The organism is Ruegeria sp. BK1 (assembly GCF_056535645.1).
The window spans coordinates 58,915-83,479 of record NZ_JBQFIS010000001.1 but is presented as its reverse complement, the minus strand read 5'-3'; the positions used below and the strand labels follow the sequence as shown (position 1 = coordinate 83,479).

The following is a 24,565-nucleotide window of genomic DNA, read 5'->3' as shown; positions in this document are numbered from 1 at the left end:
TATTTTGAGCGGGCTTTCCCTTTTTCACCGTACCTATTCCGTATGTCTTGTCCTGATGCGTTCTACTTTGCCGGAACGCTTCTTTTTGCCTCGATAAGCCGCATCTCATCGATGATAGAAGACAGTGTAATGTTAATCGGAGGAAAGCGGTTTCCGCGCGTCTTATCGCACGGTGTTTTTCCGTCACGCTGAACCAAATTCCGGGACCGATTAGCAGCGGTGGTCCGAGGTCCGGCAATCAGGATGGCAGACTTTGTCATGCGTTTCCCCTTTGCATGAATTCGGGTAAATGCTCACTTTCGTTAAGAATCGATGCCGCGATTATGCAGATTTCTGTTGAACACACAGCAAATACATTGTTCAGTTTGCGTTAATGTTGTCGCGAAAATCGCAACAAAACCAAATAGGGCGCGCGAATCGCCTCGGGTCAGATCCTTGTGTTTTCGAGCCATTCATCCGTTCTGCACCCCTGCGAACCCAAGCCCGAGTTGACAGTCGGCAGCGTCTCGGATAACACCCGCCGCAACATCCGGAAGCGTCTGATCTTCCGGTCCCTTGAGTCGTTCAGGGATCGCCCCCCACCAGCGAGTTTCGCCCGTGGGGGCGTTTGTGCATTTAACCGACGCATCCTATCTAGGAGGCGCCACCAGATAACCGGCTAAGGAGGCCGAAGGCATGTTTGAAAATCTATCCGAACGCCTTTCCGGCGTCTTTGACCGGCTGACCAAACAGGGCGCGCTGTCCGAAGAAGACGTGAAAACCGCCCTGCGTGAGGTTCGCGTGGCCCTGCTTGAGGCCGACGTCTCGCTGCCCGTCGCCCGTGCTTTCGTCAAGAAGGTGCAGGAACAGGCGACCGGTCAGGCCGTCACCAAGTCGATCACCCCCGGCCAGCAGGTCGTCAAGATTGTGCATGACGCGCTGGTTGACACGCTGCGCGGTGAAGAAGACCCCGGCAAGCTGAAGATCGACAACCCGCCTGCGCCGATCCTGATGGTCGGTCTGCAAGGCTCGGGTAAGACGACCACGACCGGTAAGCTGGCGAAACGCCTGAAAGAGAAAGAGGGCAAGAAGGTCCTCATGGCCTCGCTGGACGTCTATCGCCCGGCGGCGATGGATCAGCTGGCCGTTCTGGGGACGCAGGTAGGCGTCGACACGCTGCCGATCGTGCCCGGTCAGAAGCCGGTTGATATCGCCAAGCGCGCCAAACAGCAGGCGACTTTGGGCGGCTATGACGTCTACATGCTCGACACCGCGGGCCGTCTGCACATCGACGAAGTCCTGATGGATGAGGTCGAGCAGGTTCGCAACGTGGTCGATCCGCGCGAAACCCTGCTGGTGGTCGACGGCCTGACTGGTCAGGTCGCTGTTGAAGTAGCCGAAGAATTCGACGCCAAGGTCGGCATTTCCGGCGTAGTTCTGACCCGGATGGACGGCGACGGACGTGGCGGTGCGGCGCTGTCGATGCGCGCGGTCACTGGCAAGCCCATTCGCTTTGTCGGTCTGGGCGAGAAGATGGACGCGCTTGAGACCTTCGAGCCGGACCGGATCGCCGGTCGTATTCTGGGCATGGGCGACATTGTTGCCCTGGTCGAAAAAGCCCAGGAAACGATGGAGATCGAACAGACCGAGCGCATGATGAAGCGCATGGTAAAAGGTCAGTTCAATATGAACGACCTGAAGATGCAGCTGGAACAGATGATCCAGATGGGCGGTATGCAGGGCATGATGGGTATGATGCCCGGCATGGGTAAAATGGCCAAGCAGATGGATCAGGCCGGTCTGGACGACAAGATCCTGCGCCAACAGATCGCCATGATCCAGTCGATGACCAAACGCGAACGCGCCAACCCTCAGTTGTTGCAAGCCAGCCGCAAGAAACGGATCGCTGCGGGTTCTGGGATGGAGGTCAGCGACCTCAATAAGCTGCTCAAGATGCACCGGCAGATGTCGGACATGATGAAGAAGATGGGCAAGATGGGCAAAGGCAAGATGCTGAAACAAGCCATGAAGGGCATGTTCGGCAAAGGCGGCCCCTCGCCCGAAGACATGGCCGCAGGCATGGACCCCAAGGCGCTGGAACAGGCGGCCAAGGCCATGGGCGGACGCGGCGGCCTGCCCGGCATGGGCGGCGGCATGGCCCTGCCTCCGGGGCTTAGCGGGTTCGGGAAGAAAAAGTGAATCTGATCGCCAATCATATCCCCCGGCTTGAAACCGAGCGCCTTATCCTCCGCGCGCCGTCCGAGGCTGATTTCGAGGCCGAGGCTGAGTTTTTCGCATCAGACGCAGCCAAGATTCTCGGTGGCCGCAAAAGACCTGATGAGACATGGCGCTTCATTGCGCAGCTTTTGGGCCATTGGGCGATGCGCGGCTATGGCTTTTGGGGTGTTGAGGAAAAGAACACCGGGATCTATGTGGGACATGTCGGCCTGTGGTATCCTCACAGCTGGCCCGAACGCGAAGTCGGTTGGACGCTAATGAACCACGCCACCGGCAAAGGCTATGCGACCGAGGCCGCAATGGCCGCACGTACTCACGCTTATGACGTGCTGGGCTGGGACACGGCGATTTCGCTGATCGACCCGGAAAACCACGCTAGCAAGGCAGTCGCCAAACGTCTGGGCGCAGCATTTGACTACCACTTTGAGCACCCGAAATTCGGCCCTTCCGAGGTCTGGCGGCACCCCGCCCCAGCCGATCTGGTGAATGGCGGCATGGAGGCATACGCATGACCGATCCCGTAGCACAGGCTGCCACGCTGCTGAAAGAGCATCGCGAAAGCATCGACCGGCTGGACGCGATCCTTGTCTACACGCTGGGCGAGCGGTTCAAGCACACGCAGGCCGTTGGCAAGCTCAAGGCGCAACACGACCTTCCCCCGTCCGATCCCTCGCGCGAGGCTGCGCAGATCGCTCGGCTTGAAGACCTGGCGAAAGAGGCCGATCTGGACCCCGACTTCGCCAAGGCTTTCCTGAATTTCATCATTCAGGAAGTCATCCGACACCACCGGAAACATCAGGAATGACCCGTCGTTTCCACCCATAGAATACCCGGTCCTTGACCGGTCACGCCATCTTAAGGAGATACCACCATGGCAATGAAAATTCGTCTCGCCCGCGGCGGCTCGAAAAAACGTCCGTTCTATCGCATCGTTGCGGCTGACAGCCGTATGCCCCGCGATGGCCGTTTCATCGAGAAACTGGGCACCTACAACCCGCTGCTGCCCAAAGACAGCGAAGAGCGCGTGAAAATGAACATGGAGCGCATCCAGTACTGGCTGGATCAGGGCGCTCAGCCCACCGATCGGATCGCTCGTATGCTGGAAGCTGCTGGCGCCCGCGACAAGGCCGAGCGCAACAACCCCAACAAGGGCACCCCGGGCAAGAAAGCCCAGGAACGCGCCGAAGAAAAAGCAGCCAAGGCTGCTGAGGCGGCAGAAGCTGCTGCTGCTCCGGCTGAAGAAGCGGCTGCAGAAGAATAAGCAGGAAAGCGCGTGCGGGATCAGACTTTCACCGACGATTTTCGCGCGCAGTTTGACCTGTTGCTGCGACTCCGGCGCGATGTGCGTCGGTTTCGCACCGACGCGATTGACGAGGCAGTGCTGACGCGCTGCCTCGACGCGTTTCGGCTGGCCCCTTCGGTGGGGCTCAGCGAACCCTGGCGCGTGATCCGCGTCAAAAGCCAGCCCGCGCGCGACGCGGCGCTGCGAAATTTTCAAACCGCCAATGCGCAGGCATTAGACGGGTATTCCGACGAAAAGGCGCAGCTCTACAGCCGCCTGAAACTGTCGGGGATGCAAGAGGCCCCGGTGCAACTGGCCGTGTTCTGCGACGACACCACCGACAAGGGGCAAGGTCTGGGCGCAGGCACGATGCCCGAGATGCGGCGCTATTCCGTGGTCTCGGCCATCACCCTGTTCTGGCTGGCCTTGCGGGCCGAGGGTCTGGGGCTGGGCTGGGTGTCCATTCTGGACCCCGACCAGATGGCGCGCGATCTGGACGTGCCCGAGGATTGGCGCCTGATCGGTTATTTCTGCGTTGGCCTGCCAGAAACGCAATCGGACACGCCTGAACTGGAACAGGTCGGCTGGGAATGCCGCGACGACAGCCTGCTCATTGAGGTGCGATAGGCGCATGTTCGGGTTATTACGCCTTCCCATCCTGCTGATGATCGCCTTTATTGTCGGCGTGTTCTTCGAACGCTCAAACCAGCGCGAAGCCTGCGAAGGCATCGGGCAATGGGATGACGGAATTTGTATGACGGATGGGGCAAATGAGTGATCTGATCTGCGTCGGCAGCATTGCGGGATCATATGGCGTGCGCGGTGAGGTGCGGCTGAAAAGCTATTGCGCCATCCCCGAGGATATCGAAGCCTATTCCCCCCTGACTGATGAGGCCGGTGGAGAACGCTATCCACTGGTCCTGACCCGGTCGATCAAGAATGGCTTTGCGGCGCGTCTGGGCGGAGTTGAAACCAAGGAACAAGCCGATGCGCTTAAAGGTCTGCGTCTGTTTGCGCGGCGTGATCAACTGCCCTCGTTGCCCGATGATGAATTCTATCACACCGACCTGATCGGGCTTGAGGTCTATGACACCGGCGGCACCCTGCTGGGCCGGGTAAAATCGGTGCAAAACCACGGCGCTGCCGACCTGCTGGAACTGCACGGGCCGGGGCTGAAGGCCACCGTTCTGCTGCCCTTCACGCTTGAGGCCGTCCCCACGGTCGATCTGGACCAAGGCCGCATCATCGCCGACCCGCCCGAAGGGCTGATCTGATGCGCCGCGTCCTGCTGCATTTGGGCCTGCACAAGACCGGCACCACTGCGGCGCAATCCTTCCTCTACGACAACCGCGAATTGATCTGGCCGCATTTCGCGCTGGTTCTGCCTTATCGCACGCGCAATTCGGGATTGTCGCGGGCAGCAACTAACCATTCCGTTTATGGCACCGTTGGCACTTTGTCCGAATTCGGTCGCCAGATGCGCGACTTCCTCGATACGCTGGATTTTGGAGAAAAGCGCGGCTTGATCCTTAGCGAGGAAAACTTCGCGGGTCTCCGCCCCAGTCGCAATCTGGAACAGGGCTACGCGGCGGCTCCCGATCTGGCCGCCTGTCTGGTAGATTCGATCCACCAGAGGTTTTCAGGGCAGGAGGTAGAGATCACGCTTTACCTGTCTTTGCGCCAACGGGGCGGTTGGCTGCGCAGCCTGTGGGCGCATGATTTGCAGCGGATGCGGCAGGTGCAAGATTTCGACACGTTCCGCGACAGCATCGACCATTTGCCCTCGTTGCAAGAGACCGTTGACCAGATCCGTGAGAAACTGCCCTCGGTCACCGTGACCACGGAATGGCTGGAGGAACTGCAATTGCGTCAATTCGGGCCGGGTGCGCCCTTTGCCGAGTATCTGGACTTACCCTATGACAAGGCGCAACGGTTGGTTCCGCCCTCCAAATCTAACACTCGGTTGCCCGAGAACGTTTTGGCGGAATTGCTGAACCTGAACAGATCACGTTTGGACGAAGCCGCCTTGGTCGCGCAAAAGGCCGCCGTAGTTGAACGGGCGCAGCAGGCGCTGATGGGTGCGACATGACCGAAAAACCGTCGAAATCTCATGGGCGCAAGGCGATCCGCCCGACCCTGAAACCGCGTGAGTTGCTGACCCCAACGCCCGACCTGCACGGAGTGTGGAAGGCTAAGATCATCACTCTGTTCCCTTCAGCTTTTCCCGGTGTGTTGGGCGAGAGCCTGACGGGTAAGGCACTGCAAGAGGGCCTCTGGCAGTTGGAAACCGTCGATCTGCGCCAATTCGGCGTCGGAAAGCACCGCAATGTGGACGACACGCCTGCCGGTGGCGGCGCTGGCATGGTGCTGCGCGCCGATGTACTGGGCGAGGCGATTGAACACACGATGGCGGGGGTGCGGGGTAATTGGCCGCTGATCTACCTCAGCCCGCGTGGCCGCCGGATGGATCAGCGCATGATGCAGAATCTGGCGCGCTGTGACGGTATGACCCTGCTGTGTGGCCGGTTCGAAGGCGTCGATGAGCGGGTGTTGGAGCATTACGGCGTGCAAGAGGTCTCCTTGGGCGATTTCGTCATGACCGGCGGTGAGATTGCCGCGCAGGCTCTGATCGACGCGACTGTGCGGCTGATCCCCGGCGTTTTGGGCAATCAGGCCTCGGCTGAGGAAGAGAGCTTCTCCTCGGGCCTGCTGGAACACCCGCAATACACTCGCCCTGCCGAATGGAAGGGCCGTCCGATCCCGGACATTCTGATGTCGGGCCATCACGGCCGTATTGCCAACTGGCGGCATGAGATGTCCGAGCGGATCACACAGGAACGCCGCCCCGACCTGTGGGACGCCTACTCCAAAGCAAAGTCCGAAGACTAGCCGTTCTTCCACCGCGCCCAAATCTCGGGTGGGCCGTTGAAGGTGTTGATGTCCACGGGTCCCTGCACGCCGGGCACCAAACCAGTGCCGGTATATTGCCAGAACCGCCAAACCGCCTTGGGATAGACCTTGCGGGGGTGGCCTGCCACTGACCTCAGCCAGAACTCTGTCTTGGGCAGGCGCCCTATGTCGGTGTCGCCGTAGAAATCCACGGTGGTGTAGACAATCGGACGCCGCCCGTAGTGACGTTCGAGAATATCCAGAAACCTCTTCGCCTCAGCCCGGACGGTCGCGCCATCGGGGCGTAGGGTGCAGGTCTTGGAATGCGGCGTCCACTCCATATCCAGAACATGCGGCAGGTCCGACCCTTTGGGAACGTTCTGGATGAACCACCGCGCCTGCTCGCGAGCTGGGCGGCAGAAATAAAAATAGTGATAGGCACCCCAAGGCACCCCGGCGGCCTTTGCTCCGCTGCTGTGACTTGCAAACATCGGATCAGCTACATCACCACCCTCAGTCGCCTTGATGAAGACAAAGCTAACCCCCGAAGCCTTGGCCTTGTGCCAGTCAATCGGCCCTTGCCAACGCGACACGTCCAGACCGTGCACCGGATAGTGGCCAGGATGGCGCCCCTCCCACGGGTGCGGATCAGCATCGCCAAAAGCCGGGAAGATCACCGAAGGTGAGGTCGTGCCCAGAAACGCGTTGGCCTCAACCTCTTGCGGCGGCGGGCTGCTGCGACCGCAGGACAGGATGGCAAAAGCCACGACAGCAAGCATCAATGCAATGCGCATGTTCTGTTCCTGTTTGAAATGACTGCTCTTGTAATTACCCTCAGAATGCCTGATCGACGGATCAAAGCAACGATGCTGTTTTGAGGCGGCGGAATCCCACCGCTTCACAGCATTTTGGGCTTGATCCCTGCACATAATGCCCTTAAACGACCGCAATCCGGTGCCGCGTCATGCGACTCCGGTGTTTTGGTTTGGTCCATGTCGTGACGCCTGGCTTTCTTCGGTCTGGGCGCGGCCGAACAAACCGGACTAAGGAACATTCGATCTGACCTCTGGCGGGCTGCATGCAGAACCCGGTGAAGACCAAGAGCTCTCAGCCCGTGCCCAAACTTCGTGGACCAACCACGAGCAGATAGGAGTGAATGCGATGGACCTGATCGCACAGCTTGAGGCGGAACAGATTGCCGCCCTGGGGAAAGACATCCCCGATTTCAAAGCCGGTGACACCATCCGTGTCGGCTTTAAAGTGACCGAAGGGTCGCGTACCCGTGTGCAGAACTACGAAGGTGTCTGCATCGCGCGCAAAGGTGGCAGCGGCATCGCCGGTTCGTTCACCGTCCGCAAAATCTCGTTCGGCGAAGGCGTGGAGCGTGTGTTCCCGCTGCATTCGACCAACATCGACAGCATCACCGTTGTCCGCCGTGGCCGCGTCCGTCGCGCCAAACTGTACTATCTGCGCTCGCGCCGTGGTAAATCCGCGCGTATCGCCGAAGTCACCAACTACAAGCCCAAGGCAGGCGCCGAGGCGTAAGGAGCGGAAAGATGAAAAAAGACATCCATCCCGACTACCACTTCATCGACGTCAAACTGACCGATGGCACCGTGATTCAGATGAAATCCACCTGGGGCAGCGAAGGCGACCAGTTGGCCCTGGAGATCGACCCCTCCGTGCACCCCGCATGGACCGGTGGCGGCGCGCGCCTGATGGACGCCGGCGGCCGCGTGTCGAAGTTCAAGAAGAAATACGAAGGTCTGGGCTTCTAAGCCTGACCCGGATCAGATCCGAAAGGCCGTCCCTTGGGGCGGCCTTTTTCTTTGGGCTGGCGCAATCAGATCCAATAGGATAGCGCCACAGGCAGAACCAGAATGGTTGCCAGGGTCGAGACAAGAATGAAACCAGCCACGTCAGGGCCGTATTCCGGCAGATGCTGGTCGACAAACAAATAGGTCGCCACCGAGGACGGCATCAGGCAGCACAGGATCACCGCGCCACGCTCGGCCCCCGTAAACCCAAAGACCCAGACGAGGCTCGTTGAGATGGCAAATGCCATACCCAGATGCAATGCGGTCAGGCTCACCGCACGCCCCAGACTTTGCACCCTTAGGCTGGCTAGCGTGTGGCCCAGCGTCAGCAGCATCAGCGGGATCGACAGCCCACCGAGGATGTCAAAGGACTTGGCCACGGGTTGCGGCAGGCTGTACCCGGTCGTCATCAGGATCAGAGAGATGACGACAGCATAAATAACCGGAGAGGTGAGAAGCTTTCTGGCCGAGAACTCTCCGGCCGGGATCCACATTCCAAGGGTAAAAACGCTGATCAAAACGACGACCACAAAACCCATCGTATAGGCCATCCCGGCATCGCCCAACGCCAGCAGAGTAATCGGCAGGCCGATATTGCCTACATTCCCATGCATCAATGGCGTCAAGAACGCCCGAACCGGCAGGCGCATCGCCTTCAGCGCGACAAAGCCCAACATGCCAAACGCCGCAATCGCCAACGCTGCGGCGGCCATGACGTCCAGAAAGGTGCCAACCGCGATCTGGGTCGTCGAAAGATGCGAGATGATCAGGGTCGGATACCCAACGCGCGAAACCACCCCTCCGATGACCTTATTGTCAAAGGGTGCTTTTGTCAGCGCCAACACGTACCCGATCCCGGCGCAGATCAGAACCGGCAGGACCACGTTCAGGACATTCAGGAAAAGTTGCTCCAATTCACGCCCTTCCAGCGTAGCTCTTCAAGCAAGAGTGAAATAGAGGACCGCTTTTGGCAACCGCCCCCTCGGCCCAGGGTCTGAGTTTTCGCAACAGCGCCCTAGAATGGCGTTTCGGGTCCTTCCCTTCCTTCGCTCCACAACATATAGTGGCACGCAACAAACTGTGGTCAAACACGGCGGGACTTGGGAATACAGGCATGGCACATATTATCGTAGTGGGGAACGAGAAGGGCGGCGCAGGCAAATCGACCGTCTCGATGCATGTGGCCACTGCATTGGCCCGACTGGGACACAAAGTCAGCACGCTGGATCTGGACCTGCGACAGCGCAGTCTGGGACGGTATTTCGAAAACCGGGCCAACTTCTTGAAGAATTCGGACCTGACCCTGCCGACCCCGCGCCACCACGACCTGCCCGAGATTGACGCAAGCAAGCTGAAGCCCGGCGAGAATATCTATGACCATCGCCTCTCGGCCGCGGTGGCCGAATTGGAAAGCGATAGTGACTTCATCCTGATCGACTGCCCCGGCTCGCATACCCGCCTCAGCCAGGTGGCACATTCGCTGGCCGATACGCTTGTCACGCCACTGAACGACAGTTTCATCGACTTTGACCTGCTGGCGCGGATCGATTCCAAGGGTGAGAAAATCCTTGGTCCTTCGGTCTATTCCGAGATGGTCTGGAATGCCCGCCAGTTGCGCGCGCAGGCCGGGTTGAAACCGATCGACTGGGTCGTCGTGCGCAACCGTGTCGGTACGCAGCGCATGGTCAACAAGGAAAAGATGCAGCGCGCGATCGAGATGCTGTCGCAGCGCATCGGGTTCCGCGTCGCTTCGGGATTTTCCGAGCGTGTGATCTTCCGCGAGCTGTTCCCCCGTGGCCTGACCCTGCTGGACCTAAAGGATATCGGGGTCAAACAACTCAACATCTCGAACATCGCTGCGCGACAGGAATTGCGCGACATGATGAAAGAGTTGAACCTGCCGGGTGTTGAGATCGACTTTTAGGTCGCCGTCGCAAGTCCGCTATGCGGGACGAAGCTGATTTTTCCGTCAAGGCAACTGAGAGAAACTGGCCCGTCCGAAGACAGGCCAGCAGCCTGATAAGTCAGTTTAAGGACTTCCAGAAGACGATTTTGTCATCTCCTGTCGCCCAAAAATCCCTGATACGGGCTTCCTCGGTGTAGCCATTCTTTCGGTAGAATTCGCGAGTCTGCTTGAACTCTTCCGTGCCTGACGTGTCAACTATTAGGATGCGCTGCCCACGCTCTATAAGCTCGGTCTCCAGATGCATTGAGATTGCACTACCTAAACCGCCTCCTTGCTGCGTGGGCAAAACTGCAATGGCGAGCATATTCCATGCCCCTTCTGCAAGCTCTTCTGGGACTGCGTAGCAAAAACCCACTGGGTTTCCGTCCACTTCGCATGTTAGCCAAATTTCAGAGCTTTCTTCATCGGATAGAAAACTGTTCACCATGTCAGGCAGCATCTCACTTGGGAAAAGTTCGGTGCCGTTAAGTACTTCCTGTAAAGCGGCGACATCGTCGCGCATTGTTGGTCGTATTTTCATTGGTCCTTCGTCTTTCGTTGTATCGCCAAACGAGCAAAAGCTATCGATATGGCGGACGCAGAACCCGTGCCATTGTCATTCACAGTTATGGTCGTTTCGACTGTTCACGAGCCATACGTCATTGGAAGCCTGAGAAATTATAAACAGGCTTTATTTGGCTTAGTCGTCCTTCCGTTCAGGACTCAGCGGTTTCCCGCAATCGCAAACATAAAATCTCCATCGCCCTGCGAGCATGCCGAGCGTGCAACTGGGTTATCACTGCGACGACTTACGAGCAAGGACAGGTGTATTGCCGCACCCCAATACCTAACCCCCCGCCCGATAGACCGTAAACAACTCTTTCGGTTCGGGCACACCGCGCAGCATGTAGCGCCCGACCGAGATCAGGTCTTGCCCACAAGGCTGCGCTGCCTGCGCAACATCGTCCGAGATCAGGATACGCTGGCCCAATGACCGGTGCATCCCTGCGATCCGCGCGGTCTGGTTTACCGCTGGGCCGATGACGGTGAAATCCAAACGGCTTTCGGACCCGATATTGCCATAGAGGATTTCCCCCGAATGCAGCGCCAGCGTGAAATTCGCCACGGGTAGACCGTCGGCTTTTCGCGCAGCGTTCAGCTCTTCAATACGCGATTGCAGCATCGGAACGGCCTTCAGCGCGGCCCTTGCATCCTCATCAATATCCCCGACATCGAACATGGCCATCAGCCCGTCGCCCATGAATTTCAGGATATTCCCGTCATTGTCATGGACCACGCCAACCGCCACTGCCAGATAGTCGTTCAGCATGTCGATGATCTCGTTGCCGGGCAGCTCTTCGGACAGGCTGGTAAATCCCTCAAGATCGAAGTTCCAGATCACCGCGTCGATCTGCTGCAACGACCCGCGTCGGATCTCGCCCGACAACACACGACGGCCCGCATCGCGGCCCAGATAGACGCGCATCAGGTCCTTGGATATCCGCGCGTTCGAGGCTGATTTCAACGCCAACCCCAGATGCGGCAAGGCCGTATTGATCAGGTCCAGATCGCTGTCCTGAAACCCGTCAGGCGCGTTGCTGGTCCAGGACAGCAAGACCCCATCTACCGCCTTTTTCGCATCGAGTGGGATGTTGTTGGTCGGCATGTCAAAGGGCACACTGGTGGCGTAATAGTCGGTCGCACCGACCTCGCGCAGGTCGTTGATCAGAGGATATCGGCTGGGTTCGTTCTGATCGACGATCCGTTCATGCACGAAATCGAGGTCTTCGTTGAGGATCGCGTATAAAGGGCTGTTCTGCCAATCCTCACTGACATCTTCAGAGTATTTGAATTTCTGATAGTCGCCGCCCTGCCCCTGATACCAGCTATAGCCGGTTCCGCCATAGACCGGGTGCAGGGCCGATTGGGCAGCATGAAACCGCATCAAAGGCACGCCAAGTTCAACCAGTCGGGTACAATACCCGTCCAGCAATTCTTCTTTGTCCGCGCCTTCAAGGCCGCGGGCAACAATCCAGTTGATCAAATCCGTTGATTTCGCCGCGTTCTTTTCCGGGGCTGTCATTCTTTGTTTCCTATGTCCGCTCTGAACGTCATCTGGGGTCAATGGATGACAATTACCAGAGTTCACCTCATCTCGGCCAGTTTCTGCAGCATCTTGCGCAGCAGGGCGGCTTCATCCTCATCAAACATTGCGGCCAGTTTGGCATCATATTGCCGGGCTATGCCGCAGAGCTCTCGGTAGGCAGCCTTGCCCGTTGGGGTCAGTTTCAGATGCTCGACCCGGCGGTCGCTTTCGTTGGGCGTGCGTGTCAGGAATCGGCGGAGTTCAAGCTTGCTGACCGCCCGACTGATCTTGGTCTTGTGGATACGCGCTCTTTCCCCGATCTCTTTCGCGGTTATCTCACCATAATTTCCCAGATGAAACAGCACACGCCATTCCGTGCGCAACATCCCGTAGCGGTCCTTGTAGGCACGCTGAAATTCCAACGAGCTTTCCTCGGCTGCGCGGTTCAGCAGATAGGGCAGGAAATCCTGCAAATCAAACGCATCATTTTTTGCGGTGTCTGTCTTTGTCATGCTTGTTAGTTACAAAATCAACTATTATCCCACAAGCAGCAAAACAGGAGGAGTACGGGATGAACCGTCCGGCTGATCCGCATCAGATGACCCAGGCCAGCAGCTCTGTTGGCACACACGAAGGCTATATGCCTGGCTGGGCGAACGACTTTGAAACCGAAGCCTTGCCAGGCGCGCTGCCGCAAGGGATGAACAGCCCGCAACGCTGCAATTATGGCCTCTATGGCGAACAGCTGAGCGGTACGGCATTCACCGCCAATCCGCCGGAACGGACGTGGTGCTATCGCATTCGCCCCTCGGTCAAGCATTCGCATCGATATGAGAAAATCGACCTGCCCTATTGGAAATCGGCCCCCTGCGTTGACCCGGATGTCATCAGCTTGGGTCAATACCGCTGGGACGCGGTTGCCCATTCCGGTGACGGCCTGACCTGGCTGACTGGCATGCGCACCATGACCACGGCGGGGGATGTCAATACGCAGGTGGGCATGGCCAGCCATATCTATCTGGTGACGGACTCCATGGTGGATGACTATTTCTTCTCGGCCGATTCCGAGCTGTTGGTGGTCCCTCAGGAAGGCCGTCTACGCTTTGCCACCGAGCTTGGGATCATTGACGTTGAACCCAAAGAGATCGCCATCATCCCACGCGGTCTGGTCTACCGGGTCGAGGTTCTGGAAGGCCCTGCGCGCGGCTTCGTCTGTGAAAACTACGGGCAGAAATTCGAACTGCCGGGCCGAGGTCCGATCGGCGCGAACTGCATGGCCAACCCGCGCGACTTCAAGGCGCCCGTGGCGGCGTTCGAAGACCGCGAGGTCCCCTCGACTGTCACCGTAAAGTGGTGCGGCCAGTTTCATACCACCAAGATCGGGCAAAGCCCGCTGGATGTGGTCGCCTGGCATGGCAACTACGCGCCTTACAAATATGACCTGCGCACCTATTGCCCGGTCGGCGCGATCCTGTTCGACCACCCCGATCCGTCGATCTTTACTGTCTTAACAGCGCCTTCGGGCCAGCCCGGCACGGCCAATATCGACTTCGTCCTGTTCCGCGAACGCTGGATGGTGGCAGAAGACACGTTCCGCCCGCCCTGGTACCACAAAAACGTCATGTCCGAGCTGATGGGCAATATCTACGGCCAGTATGACGCCAAGCCACAGGGATTTGTTCCCGGAGGGATGAGCCTGCACAATATGATGCTGCCCCACGGGCCGGACCGCGAAGCGTTTGACAAAGCGTCAAATTCCAACCTCGGCCCGGACAAGTTGGACAACACCATGTCCTTCATGTTTGAAACCCGTTTTCCGCAGCACCTAACGGCATTCGCCGCCAATGAGGCCCCCTTGCAGGATGATTACATTGACTGCTGGACCTCGCTTGAGAAAAAGTTCGACGGAACACCCGGCAAAAAATAAACACCTCGCGGGTCCAAGATTTTTCGACGAAAAATCTCGACCTGCACAAAAGGTCTGGAGAAAGAATGTCCTTGATGAATTCCTGGGTGGCTTCGGCCAACGCCGCCAACCATCCGTTCCCATTGAACAACTTGCCTTACGGTGTGTTTTCCACCGAAGACGGTGAACCGCGCTGCGGAGTGGCGATTGGAGACATGATCCTCGACATCACCACGGCCGAGGCCAAAGGCCTGATCGTCCTGACGGATGAGCCCTTGTTTGACCTGCCCTTTTGGAACCCACTGATGGAGCAAGGCCCGGCCGTCTGGGCTGCCCTGCGCGCGCGCCTGAACAGTCTTTTGGCCGACGGATCGGAAGAACAAGGGCAAGTCGAACCCCTGCTCGTGGCTCAAAGTGATGCCGAGATGCACCTGCCTTTCGCAGTCAGCGAATACACCGACTTCTACGCAGGCCGCCACCACGCACAGAATGTTGGCACCATGTTCCGCGGGCCCGAAAATGCGCTACCACCCAATTGGCTGCACATTCCCATCGGCTACAACGGCCGCGCCTCGTCCGTTGTTGTGTCGGGCACGGATATCCGTCGTCCGTGGGGCCAATTGAAGTCTCCCGATCATGACCGCCCGGCCTTCCTGCCCAGCCGCCGCTTTGACATTGAGCTTGAGATGGGCGCCATTGTGGGCACACCGTCGGAAGGCCCGATCTCGGTGCAGGAGGCGGACGACAACATCTTTGGTTATGTTCTGCTAAACGATTGGTCCGCCCGCGATATCCAGGCCTGGGAATATCAGCCATTGGGTCCCTTCCAGGCCAAGGCCACGGCCACCTCGATCAGCCCCTGGATCGTGACCAAAGCCGCGCTGGAGCCATTCCGCTGTGACACCCCAGCCCGCCAACATGAGCTGCTGGATCACCTCAAAGATTGTGGACCCATGCTCTATGACATCGACCTGTCCGTTACGATGGCCCCCGCTGGCAAGCCCGCCACTACGATCGCGCGTACGAATTACAACCAGATGTACTATTCTGCAGCCCAACAACTGGCCCATCACACGACCTCGGGCTGCCCGATGAACACCGGCGACCTACTGGGATCGGGCACGATATCTGGCCCCACAAAACCCGAGCGCGGCTCACTTCTGGAACTCAGCTGGGGCGGTAAGGAACCCCTGACCCTCGACACTGGCGAGACCCGTAGCTTTATCGAGGACGGCGACACTCTGACCCTAACCGGATCCGCCAAAGGCGACGGTTACACAATCGGCTTCGGAGATTGCACCGGCACCCTGCTGCCCGCATTGGACGACCCCTATAAAAGGTGAACCCAGCCCTTCTTCTCGTCAAAAATACGGCCGCCGGAGGCGGTGCAACACCACAATCCGCACACGGCTCGGAAAAAGGAACCCAACATGGCCAAGGCTTTCGCGTCCCAAGGGGACATGTCCGAAAAAAAGATCAGCTTCACGGAAATCGGCGAAGGGCTCTATGCCTTCACCGCCGAGGGCGATCCCAATTCCGGCGTCATCATCGGCGATGACAGCGTCATGATCATCGAGGCCCAGGCCACCCCCCGTCTGGCGCAGAAGGTCATCGACTGCGTCCGCTCGGTCACCGACAAACCGATCACCCATGTGGCGTTGACCCACTACCACGCCGTGCGCGTGCTTGGGGCCAGCGCCTTCGGAGCGCAGCAAATCCTGATGTCGGATATGGCCCGCGCTATGGTCGTGGAACGCGGACAAGAGGATTGGGACAGCGAATTCCAACGCTTTCCCCGCCTTTTTGAGGGGCATGAAAGCATCCCCGGCCTGACGTGGCCCACCACCACCTTCAGCGATACGATGACGGTCTATCTGGGCAACCGCCGGGTCGACCTGATGCATCTGGGCCGCGCCCATACGGCGGGTGATATCGTCATCCATGTGGCTGATCAGAATGTCATGTTCACAGGCGACATCGTCGAATACCACTCGGCCTGCTATTGCGGCGACGGGCACTTCGGCGACTGGGGCGATACGCTGGATGCGATCAAATGGTTCGACGTGGACGCCATCGCGCCGGGACGCGGTGACGCTCTGATCGGCAAGAACATGGTCAATGCCGCCATCGAAAACACCCGCGATTTCGTCGGAAGCACCTACCTTCCTGCTGCAAAGGTCGCGGCGCGTGGAGGATCGCTTAAAGAAGCGTGGGACGCCGTACGTGCCGAGTGTGATCCGAAATTTGCCGATTACGCGATTTATGAACACTGCCTGCCCTTCAACGTCGCCCGCGCCTATGACGAAGCCCGAGGTATTGACACGCCGCGCATATGGACCGCCCAACGGGATCTGGAGATGTGGGAGGCCCTGCAAGCCTAGGGACATAGCGTCGCATTTGATCCAGATCGTTTTGCGGCCGGAGTTTCGATGGAACCATTCGGGAAGACCCTCTGGCCCAGTCCCGCCAGAGACACGGAGTTTCGCGCCAAGGCACCGGGGAGAGAGCCTATGAACAAGATCTTCGAAACACCCCTTTATGCGTATGATCGCAGCCCGGATCAGGACACTGCAACGCCTGTGCGCCACAAGGTGATCGTTGTGGGCGCCGGTCCCGTTGGCCTGAGCGCCGCCATCGATCTGGCGCAGCAAGGGGTCGAGGTCGTGGTGCTGGATGACAATGACAAGGTCAGTTTCGGCAGCCGCGCGATCTGCTTTTCACAACGTACATTGGATATTGCCGACCGGCTGGGCTGTGGCAAACCGATGGCAGAAACCGGGGTTCAATGGGAAGCAGGCAAGGTCTTTTTCGACGACCGCAAAGTTTATGAGTTCGACTTGCTGCCCGAAAAAGGCTTTGCCAACCCTGCCTTCGTGAACCTGCAACAATATCATCTTGAGAATATTCTGGTCGACCGCGTTCGCGCCTTGCAGGCCGAAGGTGCCCCGATCGAAATCCGGGGCCGCAACAAGGTCGAAGCCATCGGCACCCATGACGACCATGTTAAACTTGAGGTCGAAACGCCAGAAGGCCCCTATAACGTCGAAGCCGACTGGCTGATTGCGTGCGATGGCGCGCATTCTCCCACCCGCCGGATGCTGGGGCTGGATTTTGACGGGCGGGTATTCGAAGACAATTTCCTGATCGCGGATGTGGTGATGGAGGCCAACTTCCCCACCGAGCGCTGGTTCTGGTTCGACCCCCCCTTCAACCGGGGTCAGTCTGCACTGCTGCACAAACAGCCCGACAATGTCTGGCGCATCGATCTGCAACTGGGGTGGGACATCGACAAAGAGCGCGAGAAACGCCCCGAAAACGTCATCCCGCGCCTCAAGGCAATGCTGGGTGAAGATGTGGTGTTTGAGCTTGAATGGGTCTCGATCTACACGTTCCAATGCCGTCGGCTGGAACGGTTCCGCTATGGCCGTGTGCTCTTTGCAGGGGACAGCGCCCATCAGGTCAGCCCGTTTGGCGCGCGCGGGGCGAATTCGGGAATTCAGGACACCGACAATCTGTGCTGGAAGTTGAAGCTAGTCATCGACGGACAGGCACCCGAACTGCTGCTGGACAGCTATAGCCGCGAGCGCGTGCAGGCAGCGGATGAGAATATCCAGAACTCTACCCGCTCGACCGATTTCATCACGCCGAAATCCGAGATGTCGCGCCTGATGCGCGATGCAGTTCTAGACCTGAGCGAGCACTACGAATTCGCACGCCCGCTGGTCAATTCCGGGCGGCTGAGTACGCCGTGTACCTACGAGGGATCGTCGCTCAGTTCGGCTGATGCGCTTAGCGGGCCGGACCCGACCTGCCCCGGCGCGGCCTGCCCTGATGCGCCATTGGGCGACGAATTCTTGTTGTCAAAACTGGCGGGCAAATTCACTTTGCTGACCATCGACGCTGACGCTCCCGACCGGATCGAAGAAGACGGAGTCGAGGCCACACGACTCGCACTTTCGGTCAAGGATGACCTGACGCTTGAGCTGAAGCGCCGCTATCTGGGCGATGCGACCAGTGCCGTCTATCTGATCCGCCCAGACCAACATGTGGCGGCGCGGCGGGACAATTTCGAAGAAAACGCGTTCCGGCAGGCGATCCGCCGGGCCACAGGAAAGGAGTAAGCAGGATGGCTGATCTGATCCTCACCCCCAATTTCGACAGCGCAGACGACTTCTATGCGCAGTTGCTAGCCTCGCATGAAGGGCTGGGAAAGGACGAAAGCGACGCGTTGAATGCGCGGCTGATCTTGGTTCTGGCCAACCACATCGGTGATGCCGAGGTGTTGTCACAAGCTTTGAAAACGGCCACGCTGCCTGGGGATTGATCTAGTAGGGAGATCCGGATGAGTGTGATCCTATATGATTATTGGCGGTCCTCGGCCAGTTATCGGGTGCGTATCGCGCTGAACCTCGCCGGGATTTCGTATCAGGCAGTTTCGGTCGACCTGGTGGCGGGCGATCACAGGTCCGACGTGCATCTGGCCCGCAATCCGCAAGGCCTGGTGCCTGTTCTTGAGATAGACGGGCTGCGTCTGACCCAGTCGTTGGCGATCATCGACTATCTGGACCAGACCCGCGGTATGGGCTTGCTGCCTGCCGAGCCAGCGGCTCGCGCGCAGGCTTTGGCATTGGCGCAATCCATCGCCGTAGATCTGCATCCGGTCTGCAACCTGTCGGTCGCACGCCACGCAACGACATTAAGTGGCAGCGCCGAAGGCATGCCGGGCGATTGGATGCGCCATTTCATCCGTCCCGGCCTACTGGCGTTCGAAGCATTGCTGAACGGTTTCGAACAAGCCCCCTATTGTACCGGCACTCAGCCCGGTTTGGCCGATCTGTGTCTAATCCCGCAGATGTATAATGCACGTCGCTGGCAGGTCGATCTGACCGGGCTACCCCGTATCCTGAGTGTCGACGCTACCTGCGCAGACCTGCCCGCTTTTGCGCAGGCTCACCCGGACCGGCACGCGCCTGACTGACTGCACAGGGTCTGTGTACCCATGCGGATAGGGAAAGACGCGACGCTGGTTTATTAAGATCGTCTCAGCAATGATGGAGACCCCTATGCCCGAAATCACCGGCTATCACGCCCATGTCTATTTCGATGCTCATTCTCAAACAGTCGCGCAACAGCTTTGCGAAAAGGCGGGCCGCTTGTTCCCTGTTGAGGTCGGCCGAATGCACGCCAAGAACGTTGGCCCACATCCGCGCTGGAGCTGTCAGCTGGCATTTGCGCCCGACGCGTTTGATCAGGTTATTCCATGGCTGATGCTGAACCGACAAGGGCTCACCATCTTTACGCATCCCGAAACTGGCCAGCATCTTGAGGATCACCGGGATCGTGCCATCTGGATGGGCGAAATGCTGACGTTGGACCTGACGATCTTTGATCGAACGGGCACTTAGCCCAGAGCCTTGGCCTGATCGCGCAGCTTGAACTTTTGCACCTTTCCCGTCGAAGTCTTGGGCAGCGGCCCGAACACCACCGTTTTGGGTGCCTTGAAATGGGCCATGTGATCGCGGCAAAAGGCGATGATGTCTGCGTCAGTCGTCTGTGCATCGGGTTTGAGTTCGACAAATGCGCACGGTGTCTCACCCCATTTCTCGTCGGGGCGGGCAACCACGGCAGCCTCCATCACAGCGGGGTGTTTGTAGAGGATATCCTCGACCTCGACCGATGAGATATTCTCGCCTCCCGAAATAATGATGTCCTTGGACCGGTCCTTGAGCGCGATATAGCCGTCGGGGTGCATCACCCCCAGGTCACCCGAGGCAAACCAGCCGCCGTTAAACGCCTTGTCGGTGGCATCGGGGTTCTTGAGATAGCCCTTCATCACCACATTGCCCTGCATGAAGATCTCGCCCATGGTCTCCCCGTCGGAAGGGACCGGCTCCAGCGTTTCAGGGTCGGCCACCATCAGACCGGACAGTGCCGTGTAGCGCACCCCCTGCCGGACCTTCAGCGCAGCGCGCTCATCGGCCGGTTTTTCGTTCCACTCATCTTTCCAGGCGCAGACGACCGATGGACCGTAGGTTTCGGTCAGGCCGTAGACATGTGTAACCTCGATCCCCATCCCTTCCATATTCGCAATCACGGCGGCAGGGGGCGGGGCCCCTGCGGTCATCACCTTGATCTTCTGGTCGAAATCCTTGAGTGCCTCGGGTGCGTTGGCCAGCATGTTCAGCACGATGGGTGCGCCGCAGAAATGAGTGACTTTTTCGTCGCGGAAAGCGGCATAGATCGGCTCGGCCCGCACCGCGCGCAAACAGACCGAGACGCCTGCATTGGCCGCCATCGCCCAAGGGAAACACCAGCCGTTGCAGTGGAACATCGGCAACGTCCACAGATAGGTCGAATGCTTGGGCATATCCCAATCCAGCAGGTCCGACTGTGCGTTCAGGGCCGCACCCCTGTGGTGATAGACAACCCCCTTGGGGTTGCCCGTGGTACCAGAGGTATAGTTCAGCGTGATCGCGTCCCATTCGTCACCCGGCAGAGACCACGCGTATTCGAGATCCCCCTCGGCCAGCAGAGCGTCATAGGTCAGCGCACCCAGCTTCTCGCCCCCCTCATAGCTGTCATCTTCGATATCAATGATCAGCAGATCGTGATCGACCTGCGTCAGCGCCTCTTTCACGACGCCCGAGAACTCGGGATCGACCAGCAGTACTTTGGATTCCGCGTGGTTCAGGATGAAGGCAATGATCGGGGCATCCAGCCTTGTGTTGATGGCGTTCAGAACGGCGCCGGTCATGGGGACACCGAAATGCGCCTCGTACATCTCCGGGATGTTAGCCGCGATGATTGATACGGTGTCGCCCTTGCCAATCCCCCGCGCAACCAAAGCACCGGCCATTCGGCGACAGCGCGCGTAGGTTTCCGCCCAGCTATAACGTCGCGCGCCGTAAACGACGGACGGGTAGTCTGGGTAGATCTGAGCCGTGCGGTCGATGAAGCTCAGCGGTGACAGGGGCGTGTAGTTCGCCCTGCCCTTGTCCAAATGACGCTCATAGATATTTGCCGCGGTCATCAGCGCATCCTCCCTCAGTATCTGTCGCGCGACTTGATCACAAAGACGCGCGCCTGACAAACCCGTATGAATACGACATAGACTGGCAATACGCGATAGTGCAATCTGGCCCTATCTACCGATGGTCTTTCGCGGTGATCTGAGCCATCGAATAGTCAAGGGCCGGGGCTTCTGCTCCGCCGCTTACGCACCCACACTTTGCGAAAGGACATGTCATGGACGGCACGTTCAACGAAAACGATCTTTCCCGCGTGGTCGAGGCCGACCGCGCCCATATCTGGCACCACCTGATCCAGCATAAACCGTTTGAAACCAACGACCCGCGCATCATTGTCGAGGGCAAGGGGATGCGCGTTTGGGACCAGAACGGCAAGGAACATCTGGATGCCGTATCCGGCGGGGTCTGGACGGTCAACGTGGGCTATGGCCGCGAATCGATCTGCAAGGCGGTCTACGACCAGCTGATGAAGCTGTGCTATTTCGCCAACTCGGCCGGGTCGATTCCGGGCTCGATCTTTGCGGAAAAACTGATCAGCAAGATGCCGGGAATGAGCCGTGTCTACTATATGAACTCGGGTTCTGAGGCGAATGAGAAAGCCTTCAAAATGGTCCGTCAGATCGCCCACAAGAAATACGGCGGCAAGAAGACCAAGATTCTGTATCGCGACCGCGACTATCACGGCTCGACCCTGGCGGCGATGTCGGCGGGCGGTCAGGACGAGCGCAACGCGCAATACGGCCCCTTTGCGCCGGATTTCGTGCGTGTGCCCCATTGCATGGAATACCGCAAGCACGAGCTGGACGGCGCACCCGAAGAGAATTTCGGCGAATGGGCCGCCGACCAGATCGAAGAGGTCATCCTGCGCGAAGGCCCCGACACTGTGGGTGCCCTGTGCCTTGAGCCTGTGACCGCCGGCGGCGGCGTGATTGAGGCCCCCGAAGGGTATTGGCAGCGCGTGCAGGAGATCTGCGACAAGTATGACATCCTGTTGCATATCGACGAAGTTGTCTGTGGTGTTGGCCGCACCGGCACATGGTTCGGCTATCAGCAATATGGCGTGAAGCCGGACTTTGTGACCATGGCCAAGGGTGTCGCCTCGGGCTATGCGGCGATTGCCTGTATGGTCACGACCGAGGAAATCTTTGACATGTTCAAGGACAATGCCGACGACCCGATGAACTATTTCCGCGATATCTCGACCTTTGGCGGCTGCACCGCAGGCCCGGCGGCAGCGATCGAAAACATGCGGATCATCGAGGATGAGAACCTTCTGCAGAACTGCACCGACATGGGCGCGCGTATGATGGGCAACCTGCAGGGGCTGATGGAAAAGCATAAGGTCATCGGCGACGTGCGCGGCAAGGGCCTGTTCCTTGGTGCTGAGCTGGTCTCGGACCGCGCAAGCCGCGAGCCGGTGAACGAAAAGATGGCGCAGGCCGTGGTCGCCGACTGTATGGCGCAGGGCGTGATCATCGGCGTCACCAACCGCTCGGTTCCGGGCCGGAACAACACGCTGTGTTTCTCGCCTGCGCTGATCGCGACGCCGGACGATATCGACCAGATCACCGATGCCGTCGATGGTGCGCTGGGGCGTGTGTTTGGGTAGACTAATAGTTGATTACAGCCCAGAAACCGGTGCCTATGGCACCGGTTTTTTTTGTGGTCACCTCGAGATAAAGCCAACTGAGTACAGTTCCACTGCTAAGTCGCTATAGCTTTCGGCTGCTGACGACGAAATGAGTTAGCGAAAAGAAGAACTTTCCTTGCACGGCCAGCGCTCTCTGTTCATCCGCCCAGGCAGTTGCTTCCGCCTCTGGCACGAGCCGCTTGGACTTAGCGAACTTTTCCATCAGGACAATCATCATATTGGCCAGCCCATCGGGCCGGAGGTGAGTATCACAAATGGTGACTGGCGCCACGCCCTCTACTGCAAAACCAGCATCCGTCAGAATTGGAGGCAATAGGGCAGGTACTTCTCTCTCCACAAAATGCTCATCCCAAGCTCTTACCATCCGCGCCATCCGAGCGGGATCTTCGCTGAACCATATCAAACTGTCGAAATGAATATCGCCGATAACCAGCAGTCCCCCTTGTTTTAAGCACCGATAGGCTTCGGCCACCGCTGCCGGAATATCGTCCAGGTATTCATACACCTGTACTGAAACGGCCTTATCAAGCGAGACATCTTTGACGGGAAGTTGCCCGGCTTCACCTTCAACGATCTCGATCCAGTCATAGGTCTGACACCTGTTTTTGGCCGAAAGCCGCATAGCATAACTGGGATCAATTCCTGTGACGTGACCGGTTCTGCCAACTGCCCGAGCAAGCTCTGCCGTTAATAGGCCGTTGCCGCATCCTATGTCCGCAATGACCTCACCGGGGGCAGGCTTCAGCGCATCAAATGACCCTCGACGTCGACGCGTTACGTCGGCGCCTTCATAAACACTATCTAAAAGGCGGGTTGTCTCTTCATCAAACTCAAGCATGTTACCGACACCGAACTTGTCAATTTAAACAGTGGTTCAACATCTAGCATTTTCCGACAAAGAAGTCTGCCGGAAGGGCAGAGCCAACTTTCGGACAATTGCACAAACAAAAAAGCCGCCCCAAAACGGGACGGCCTTTCATTCACTGTCTCTGTAGCAGAGGATCAGGCAGCCAGAGCGGCCTGAGCTTTGGCGACGATCGCGCCGAACGCTTCCGGTTCGTGCACGGCCAGGTCGGCCAGAACTTTGCGGTCCACTTCGATACCGGCCAGGTTCAGGCCGTTGATGAAGCGGGAATAGGTCAGAGCCTCGTCGTGCGAACGGACAGCAGCGTTGATGCGCTGGATCCACAGCGCGCGGAAGTTGCGCTTGCGGTTCTTACGGTCGCGGGTTGCGTACTGGTTGGCCTTGTCGACGGCCTGACGGGCAACCTTGAAGGTGCTCTTGCGGCGGCCATAGTAACCTTTGGCGGCCTTGATGACCTTCTTGTGACGGGCGTGAGTTACGGTTCCACCTTTAACGCGGGACATGTTGGTATCTCCTCTTAGCGGTCGTAGGGCATGTAGCCCTTGACGATCTTGGCGTCGGGGGCGGACAGGGTGGTGTTGCCACGGGCGTCGCGGATGAATTTCTTGGTCCGCTTGATCATTCCGTGCCGTTTGCCGGCCTGGCCAGCAAGGACCTTACCGGTCGCAGTCACCTTAAAGCGCTTCTTGGCGCTCGACTTGGTCTTCATCTTAGGCATTTCCGTCTCCTATTCTCGGGTTCGGTTTCAGACGCGACTCGGCATGCCATCTCGGCCGGTCACGCGATCAGAAGCGCCGTTTACGCAAGTTCGATCATACTGGCAAGGGGGTTTGGACCAGAATCTGCTTATTTTGCGGCTGGTCAGGCACCGGGGCGACG

General features: G+C 58.5%; 29 protein-coding genes. 20 read left to right on the top strand and 9 right to left on the bottom strand.

Features of this window, described 5'->3' with window-relative positions:
- The first annotated feature begins 675 nt into the window (after positions 1-675).
- From ffh to trmD, 9 genes are all read left to right on the top strand, one after another.
- Positions 676-2,178: a signal recognition particle protein gene (gene ffh, locus ACR3E7_RS00430; RefSeq protein WP_480505548.1), complete on the top strand. Its 1,503-nt coding sequence runs from the start codon at positions 676-678 to the stop codon at positions 2,176-2,178.
- The gene (locus ACR3E7_RS00425) at positions 2,175-2,729 is read left to right on the top strand and encodes a GNAT family N-acetyltransferase (RefSeq protein ID WP_480505546.1); all 555 of its coding nucleotides are present in this window, start codon (positions 2,175-2,177) and stop codon (positions 2,727-2,729) included. Before ffh ends, ACR3E7_RS00425 begins: the two co-directional genes overlap by 4 nt.
- A complete protein-coding gene (locus ACR3E7_RS00420) occupies positions 2,726-3,022 on the top strand; it encodes a chorismate mutase (protein WP_170791436.1) in 297 nt (98 codons plus the stop codon). Before ACR3E7_RS00425 ends, ACR3E7_RS00420 begins: the two co-directional genes overlap by 4 nt.
- A gap of 66 nt (positions 3,023-3,088) precedes the next feature.
- Positions 3,089-3,478, top strand: coding sequence for a 30S ribosomal protein S16 (gene rpsP, locus ACR3E7_RS00415; RefSeq protein WP_010437590.1), 390 nt, complete (start codon positions 3,089-3,091; stop codon positions 3,476-3,478).
- A 12-nt stretch (positions 3,479-3,490) separates the two neighbouring features.
- Positions 3,491-4,126: a 5,6-dimethylbenzimidazole synthase gene (bluB, locus tag ACR3E7_RS00410; protein ID WP_480505544.1), complete on the top strand. Its 636-nt coding sequence runs from the start codon at positions 3,491-3,493 to the stop codon at positions 4,124-4,126.
- 4 nt (positions 4,127-4,130) lie between these two features.
- Positions 4,131-4,277: a hypothetical protein gene (locus ACR3E7_RS00405; RefSeq protein ID WP_480505542.1), complete on the top strand. Its 147-nt coding sequence runs from the start codon at positions 4,131-4,133 to the stop codon at positions 4,275-4,277.
- Entirely contained in the window at positions 4,270-4,773 is a 504-nt protein-coding gene (gene rimM / locus ACR3E7_RS00400) for a ribosome maturation factor RimM (protein WP_170754989.1), read from the top strand. Before ACR3E7_RS00405 ends, rimM begins: the two co-directional genes overlap by 8 nt.
- Positions 4,773-5,588 carry a hypothetical protein gene (locus ACR3E7_RS00395; RefSeq protein WP_480505540.1) on the top strand — a complete coding sequence of 272 codons (816 nt, stop codon included), beginning with the start codon at positions 4,773-4,775 and terminating at the stop codon, positions 5,586-5,588. The genes rimM and ACR3E7_RS00395 overlap by 1 nt, the downstream gene beginning before the upstream one ends.
- The gene (trmD, locus tag ACR3E7_RS00390) at positions 5,585-6,388 is read left to right on the top strand and encodes a tRNA (guanosine(37)-N1)-methyltransferase TrmD (protein WP_170356101.1); all 804 of its coding nucleotides are present in this window, start codon (positions 5,585-5,587) and stop codon (positions 6,386-6,388) included. The genes ACR3E7_RS00395 and trmD overlap by 4 nt, the downstream gene beginning before the upstream one ends.
- Here trmD and ACR3E7_RS00385 read toward each other — a convergent pair.
- Positions 6,385-7,182: a glycoside hydrolase family 25 protein gene (locus ACR3E7_RS00385; protein ID WP_480505538.1), complete on the bottom strand. Its 798-nt coding sequence runs from the start codon at positions 7,180-7,182 to the stop codon at positions 6,385-6,387. The genes trmD and ACR3E7_RS00385 overlap by 4 nt on opposite strands.
- Before the next feature lie 367 nt (positions 7,183-7,549).
- Here ACR3E7_RS00385 and rplS point away from each other — a divergent pair, with 367 nt between their 5' ends.
- Both rplS and rpmE read left to right on the top strand, forming a co-directional pair.
- Complete coding sequence (gene rplS, locus ACR3E7_RS00380) at positions 7,550-7,933, top strand: 50S ribosomal protein L19 (RefSeq protein ID WP_170328369.1); 384 nt, start codon at positions 7,550-7,552, stop codon at positions 7,931-7,933.
- Positions 7,934-7,944: 11 nt separating this feature from the next.
- Positions 7,945-8,166, top strand: coding sequence for a 50S ribosomal protein L31 (gene rpmE, locus ACR3E7_RS00375; protein WP_170775136.1), 222 nt, complete (start codon positions 7,945-7,947; stop codon positions 8,164-8,166).
- Positions 8,167-8,231: 65 nt separating this feature from the next.
- Here rpmE and ACR3E7_RS00370 read toward each other — a convergent pair whose 3' ends face one another.
- The gene (locus tag ACR3E7_RS00370; protein WP_480505536.1) at positions 8,232-9,119 is read right to left on the bottom strand and encodes an AEC family transporter; all 888 of its coding nucleotides are present in this window, start codon (positions 9,117-9,119) and stop codon (positions 8,232-8,234) included.
- Between the two features lie 200 nt (positions 9,120-9,319).
- Between ACR3E7_RS00370 and ACR3E7_RS00365 the strand changes: the two genes are divergently transcribed.
- Positions 9,320-10,129 (top strand): division plane positioning ATPase MipZ, encoded by an 810-nt coding sequence (locus tag ACR3E7_RS00365; protein WP_170775140.1) that lies wholly within the window; start codon positions 9,320-9,322, stop codon positions 10,127-10,129.
- Positions 10,130-10,229: 100 nt separating this feature from the next.
- Here the strand turns inward: ACR3E7_RS00365 and ACR3E7_RS00360 are convergent, their stop codons facing one another.
- The 3 genes from ACR3E7_RS00360 to ACR3E7_RS00350 all read right to left on the bottom strand — a co-directional run bounded on the left by ACR3E7_RS00360 (position 10,230) and on the right by ACR3E7_RS00350 (position 12,748).
- Complete coding sequence (locus ACR3E7_RS00360; protein WP_480505534.1) at positions 10,230-10,673, bottom strand: GNAT family N-acetyltransferase; 444 nt, start codon at positions 10,671-10,673, stop codon at positions 10,230-10,232.
- Between the two features lie 324 nt (positions 10,674-10,997).
- On the bottom strand, positions 10,998-12,233 hold the full coding sequence (locus ACR3E7_RS00355; RefSeq protein WP_170787151.1) for an adenylate/guanylate cyclase domain-containing protein: 1,236 nt from the start codon (positions 12,231-12,233) through the stop codon (positions 10,998-11,000).
- A gap of 62 nt (positions 12,234-12,295) precedes the next feature.
- Positions 12,296-12,748, bottom strand: coding sequence for a MarR family winged helix-turn-helix transcriptional regulator (locus ACR3E7_RS00350; protein ID WP_170791422.1), 453 nt, complete (start codon positions 12,746-12,748; stop codon positions 12,296-12,298).
- Between the two features lie 59 nt (positions 12,749-12,807).
- Between ACR3E7_RS00350 and hmgA the strand changes: the two genes are divergently transcribed.
- The 7 genes from hmgA (at position 12,808) to ACR3E7_RS00315 (ending at position 19,547) form a co-directional block, all read left to right on the top strand.
- Positions 12,808-14,163 carry a homogentisate 1,2-dioxygenase gene (gene hmgA, locus ACR3E7_RS00345; RefSeq protein WP_480505531.1) on the top strand — a complete coding sequence of 452 codons (1,356 nt, stop codon included), beginning with the start codon at positions 12,808-12,810 and terminating at the stop codon, positions 14,161-14,163.
- 65 nt (positions 14,164-14,228) lie between these two features.
- Positions 14,229-15,485: a fumarylacetoacetase gene (gene fahA, locus ACR3E7_RS00340; protein WP_480505529.1), complete on the top strand. Its 1,257-nt coding sequence runs from the start codon at positions 14,229-14,231 to the stop codon at positions 15,483-15,485.
- Positions 15,486-15,572: 87 nt separating this feature from the next.
- The gene (locus ACR3E7_RS00335) at positions 15,573-16,523 is read left to right on the top strand and encodes an MBL fold metallo-hydrolase (RefSeq protein WP_170787143.1); all 951 of its coding nucleotides are present in this window, start codon (positions 15,573-15,575) and stop codon (positions 16,521-16,523) included.
- A 129-nt stretch (positions 16,524-16,652) separates the two neighbouring features.
- Positions 16,653-18,263 carry an FAD-dependent oxidoreductase gene (locus tag ACR3E7_RS00330; RefSeq protein ID WP_480505527.1) on the top strand — a complete coding sequence of 537 codons (1,611 nt, stop codon included), beginning with the start codon at positions 16,653-16,655 and terminating at the stop codon, positions 18,261-18,263.
- A gap of 5 nt (positions 18,264-18,268) precedes the next feature.
- Positions 18,269-18,466, top strand: coding sequence for a DUF2783 domain-containing protein (locus ACR3E7_RS00325; protein ID WP_170775163.1), 198 nt, complete (start codon positions 18,269-18,271; stop codon positions 18,464-18,466).
- 18 nt (positions 18,467-18,484) lie between these two features.
- Positions 18,485-19,120 (top strand): maleylacetoacetate isomerase, encoded by a 636-nt coding sequence (gene maiA / locus ACR3E7_RS00320; RefSeq protein ID WP_170791412.1) that lies wholly within the window; start codon positions 18,485-18,487, stop codon positions 19,118-19,120.
- A gap of 85 nt (positions 19,121-19,205) precedes the next feature.
- A complete protein-coding gene (locus ACR3E7_RS00315) occupies positions 19,206-19,547 on the top strand; it encodes a DOPA 4,5-dioxygenase family protein (RefSeq protein WP_170791410.1) in 342 nt (113 codons plus the stop codon).
- On the opposite strand, the gene ACR3E7_RS00310 is transcribed toward ACR3E7_RS00315, so the two are convergent.
- Complete coding sequence (locus ACR3E7_RS00310) at positions 19,544-21,172, bottom strand: acyl-CoA synthetase (protein WP_480505524.1); 1,629 nt, start codon at positions 21,170-21,172, stop codon at positions 19,544-19,546. The two genes, ACR3E7_RS00315 and ACR3E7_RS00310, sit on opposite strands and share 4 nt — an antisense overlap.
- A 215-nt stretch (positions 21,173-21,387) precedes the next feature.
- Here ACR3E7_RS00310 and ACR3E7_RS00305 point away from each other — a divergent pair, with 215 nt between their 5' ends.
- On the top strand, positions 21,388-22,779 hold the full coding sequence (locus tag ACR3E7_RS00305) for an aminotransferase family protein (protein WP_480505522.1): 1,392 nt from the start codon (positions 21,388-21,390) through the stop codon (positions 22,777-22,779).
- Positions 22,780-22,882: 103 nt separating this feature from the next.
- Here the strand turns inward: ACR3E7_RS00305 and ACR3E7_RS00300 are convergent, their stop codons facing one another.
- The 3 genes from ACR3E7_RS00300 to rpmI all read right to left on the bottom strand — a co-directional run bounded on the left by ACR3E7_RS00300 (position 22,883) and on the right by rpmI (position 24,404).
- The gene (locus ACR3E7_RS00300) at positions 22,883-23,659 is read right to left on the bottom strand and encodes a methyltransferase domain-containing protein (protein ID WP_480505520.1); all 777 of its coding nucleotides are present in this window, start codon (positions 23,657-23,659) and stop codon (positions 22,883-22,885) included.
- Between the two features lie 164 nt (positions 23,660-23,823).
- Complete coding sequence (gene rplT, locus ACR3E7_RS00295) at positions 23,824-24,189, bottom strand: 50S ribosomal protein L20 (RefSeq protein ID WP_008756009.1); 366 nt, start codon at positions 24,187-24,189, stop codon at positions 23,824-23,826.
- A 14-nt stretch (positions 24,190-24,203) separates the two neighbouring features.
- Positions 24,204-24,404 carry a 50S ribosomal protein L35 gene (gene rpmI / locus ACR3E7_RS00290; RefSeq protein ID WP_010443552.1) on the bottom strand — a complete coding sequence of 67 codons (201 nt, stop codon included), beginning with the start codon at positions 24,402-24,404 and terminating at the stop codon, positions 24,204-24,206.
- Positions 24,405-24,565: the final 161 nt, after the last annotated feature.

Coding starts and splice junctions, on each gene's coding strand:
- rpsP (WP_010437590.1), top strand. CDS start 3,089: ATGGCAATGAAAATTCGTCTCGCCCGCGGCGGCTCGAAAAAACGTCCG.
- ACR3E7_RS00330 (WP_480505527.1), top strand. CDS start 16,653: ATGAACAAGATCTTCGAAACACCCCTTTATGCGTATGATCGCAGCCCG.
- rpmE (WP_170775136.1), top strand. CDS start 7,945: ATGAAAAAAGACATCCATCCCGACTACCACTTCATCGACGTCAAACTG.
- hmgA (WP_480505531.1), top strand. CDS start 12,808: ATGAACCGTCCGGCTGATCCGCATCAGATGACCCAGGCCAGCAGCTCT.
- ACR3E7_RS00365 (WP_170775140.1), top strand. CDS start 9,320: ATGGCACATATTATCGTAGTGGGGAACGAGAAGGGCGGCGCAGGCAAA.
- trmD (WP_170356101.1), top strand. CDS start 5,585: ATGACCGAAAAACCGTCGAAATCTCATGGGCGCAAGGCGATCCGCCCG.
- ACR3E7_RS00395 (WP_480505540.1), top strand. CDS start 4,773: ATGCGCCGCGTCCTGCTGCATTTGGGCCTGCACAAGACCGGCACCACT.
- rplT (WP_008756009.1), bottom strand. CDS start 24,189: ATGTCCCGCGTTAAAGGTGGAACCGTAACTCACGCCCGTCACAAGAAG.
- ACR3E7_RS00315 (WP_170791410.1), top strand. CDS start 19,206: ATGCCCGAAATCACCGGCTATCACGCCCATGTCTATTTCGATGCTCAT.
- ACR3E7_RS00335 (WP_170787143.1), top strand. CDS start 15,573: ATGGCCAAGGCTTTCGCGTCCCAAGGGGACATGTCCGAAAAAAAGATC.
- ACR3E7_RS00355 (WP_170787151.1), bottom strand. CDS start 12,233: ATGACAGCCCCGGAAAAGAACGCGGCGAAATCAACGGATTTGATCAAC.
- ACR3E7_RS00420 (WP_170791436.1), top strand. CDS start 2,726: ATGACCGATCCCGTAGCACAGGCTGCCACGCTGCTGAAAGAGCATCGC.
- ACR3E7_RS00325 (WP_170775163.1), top strand. CDS start 18,269: ATGGCTGATCTGATCCTCACCCCCAATTTCGACAGCGCAGACGACTTC.
- maiA (WP_170791412.1), top strand. CDS start 18,485: ATGAGTGTGATCCTATATGATTATTGGCGGTCCTCGGCCAGTTATCGG.
- ACR3E7_RS00385 (WP_480505538.1), bottom strand. CDS start 7,182: ATGCGCATTGCATTGATGCTTGCTGTCGTGGCTTTTGCCATCCTGTCC.
- fahA (WP_480505529.1), top strand. CDS start 14,229: ATGTCCTTGATGAATTCCTGGGTGGCTTCGGCCAACGCCGCCAACCAT.
- ACR3E7_RS00360 (WP_480505534.1), bottom strand. CDS start 10,673: ATGCGCGACGATGTCGCCGCTTTACAGGAAGTACTTAACGGCACCGAA.
- rplS (WP_170328369.1), top strand. CDS start 7,550: ATGGACCTGATCGCACAGCTTGAGGCGGAACAGATTGCCGCCCTGGGG.
- ACR3E7_RS00350 (WP_170791422.1), bottom strand. CDS start 12,748: ATGACAAAGACAGACACCGCAAAAAATGATGCGTTTGATTTGCAGGAT.
- ACR3E7_RS00310 (WP_480505524.1), bottom strand. CDS start 21,172: ATGACCGCGGCAAATATCTATGAGCGTCATTTGGACAAGGGCAGGGCG.
- ACR3E7_RS00305 (WP_480505522.1), top strand. CDS start 21,388: ATGGACGGCACGTTCAACGAAAACGATCTTTCCCGCGTGGTCGAGGCC.
- ffh (WP_480505548.1), top strand. CDS start 676: ATGTTTGAAAATCTATCCGAACGCCTTTCCGGCGTCTTTGACCGGCTG.
- rpmI (WP_010443552.1), bottom strand. CDS start 24,404: ATGCCTAAGATGAAGACCAAGTCGAGCGCCAAGAAGCGCTTTAAGGTG.
- rimM (WP_170754989.1), top strand. CDS start 4,270: ATGAGTGATCTGATCTGCGTCGGCAGCATTGCGGGATCATATGGCGTG.
- ACR3E7_RS00405 (WP_480505542.1), top strand. CDS start 4,131: ATGTTCGGGTTATTACGCCTTCCCATCCTGCTGATGATCGCCTTTATT.
- ACR3E7_RS00300 (WP_480505520.1), bottom strand. CDS start 23,659: ATGCTTGAGTTTGATGAAGAGACAACCCGCCTTTTAGATAGTGTTTAT.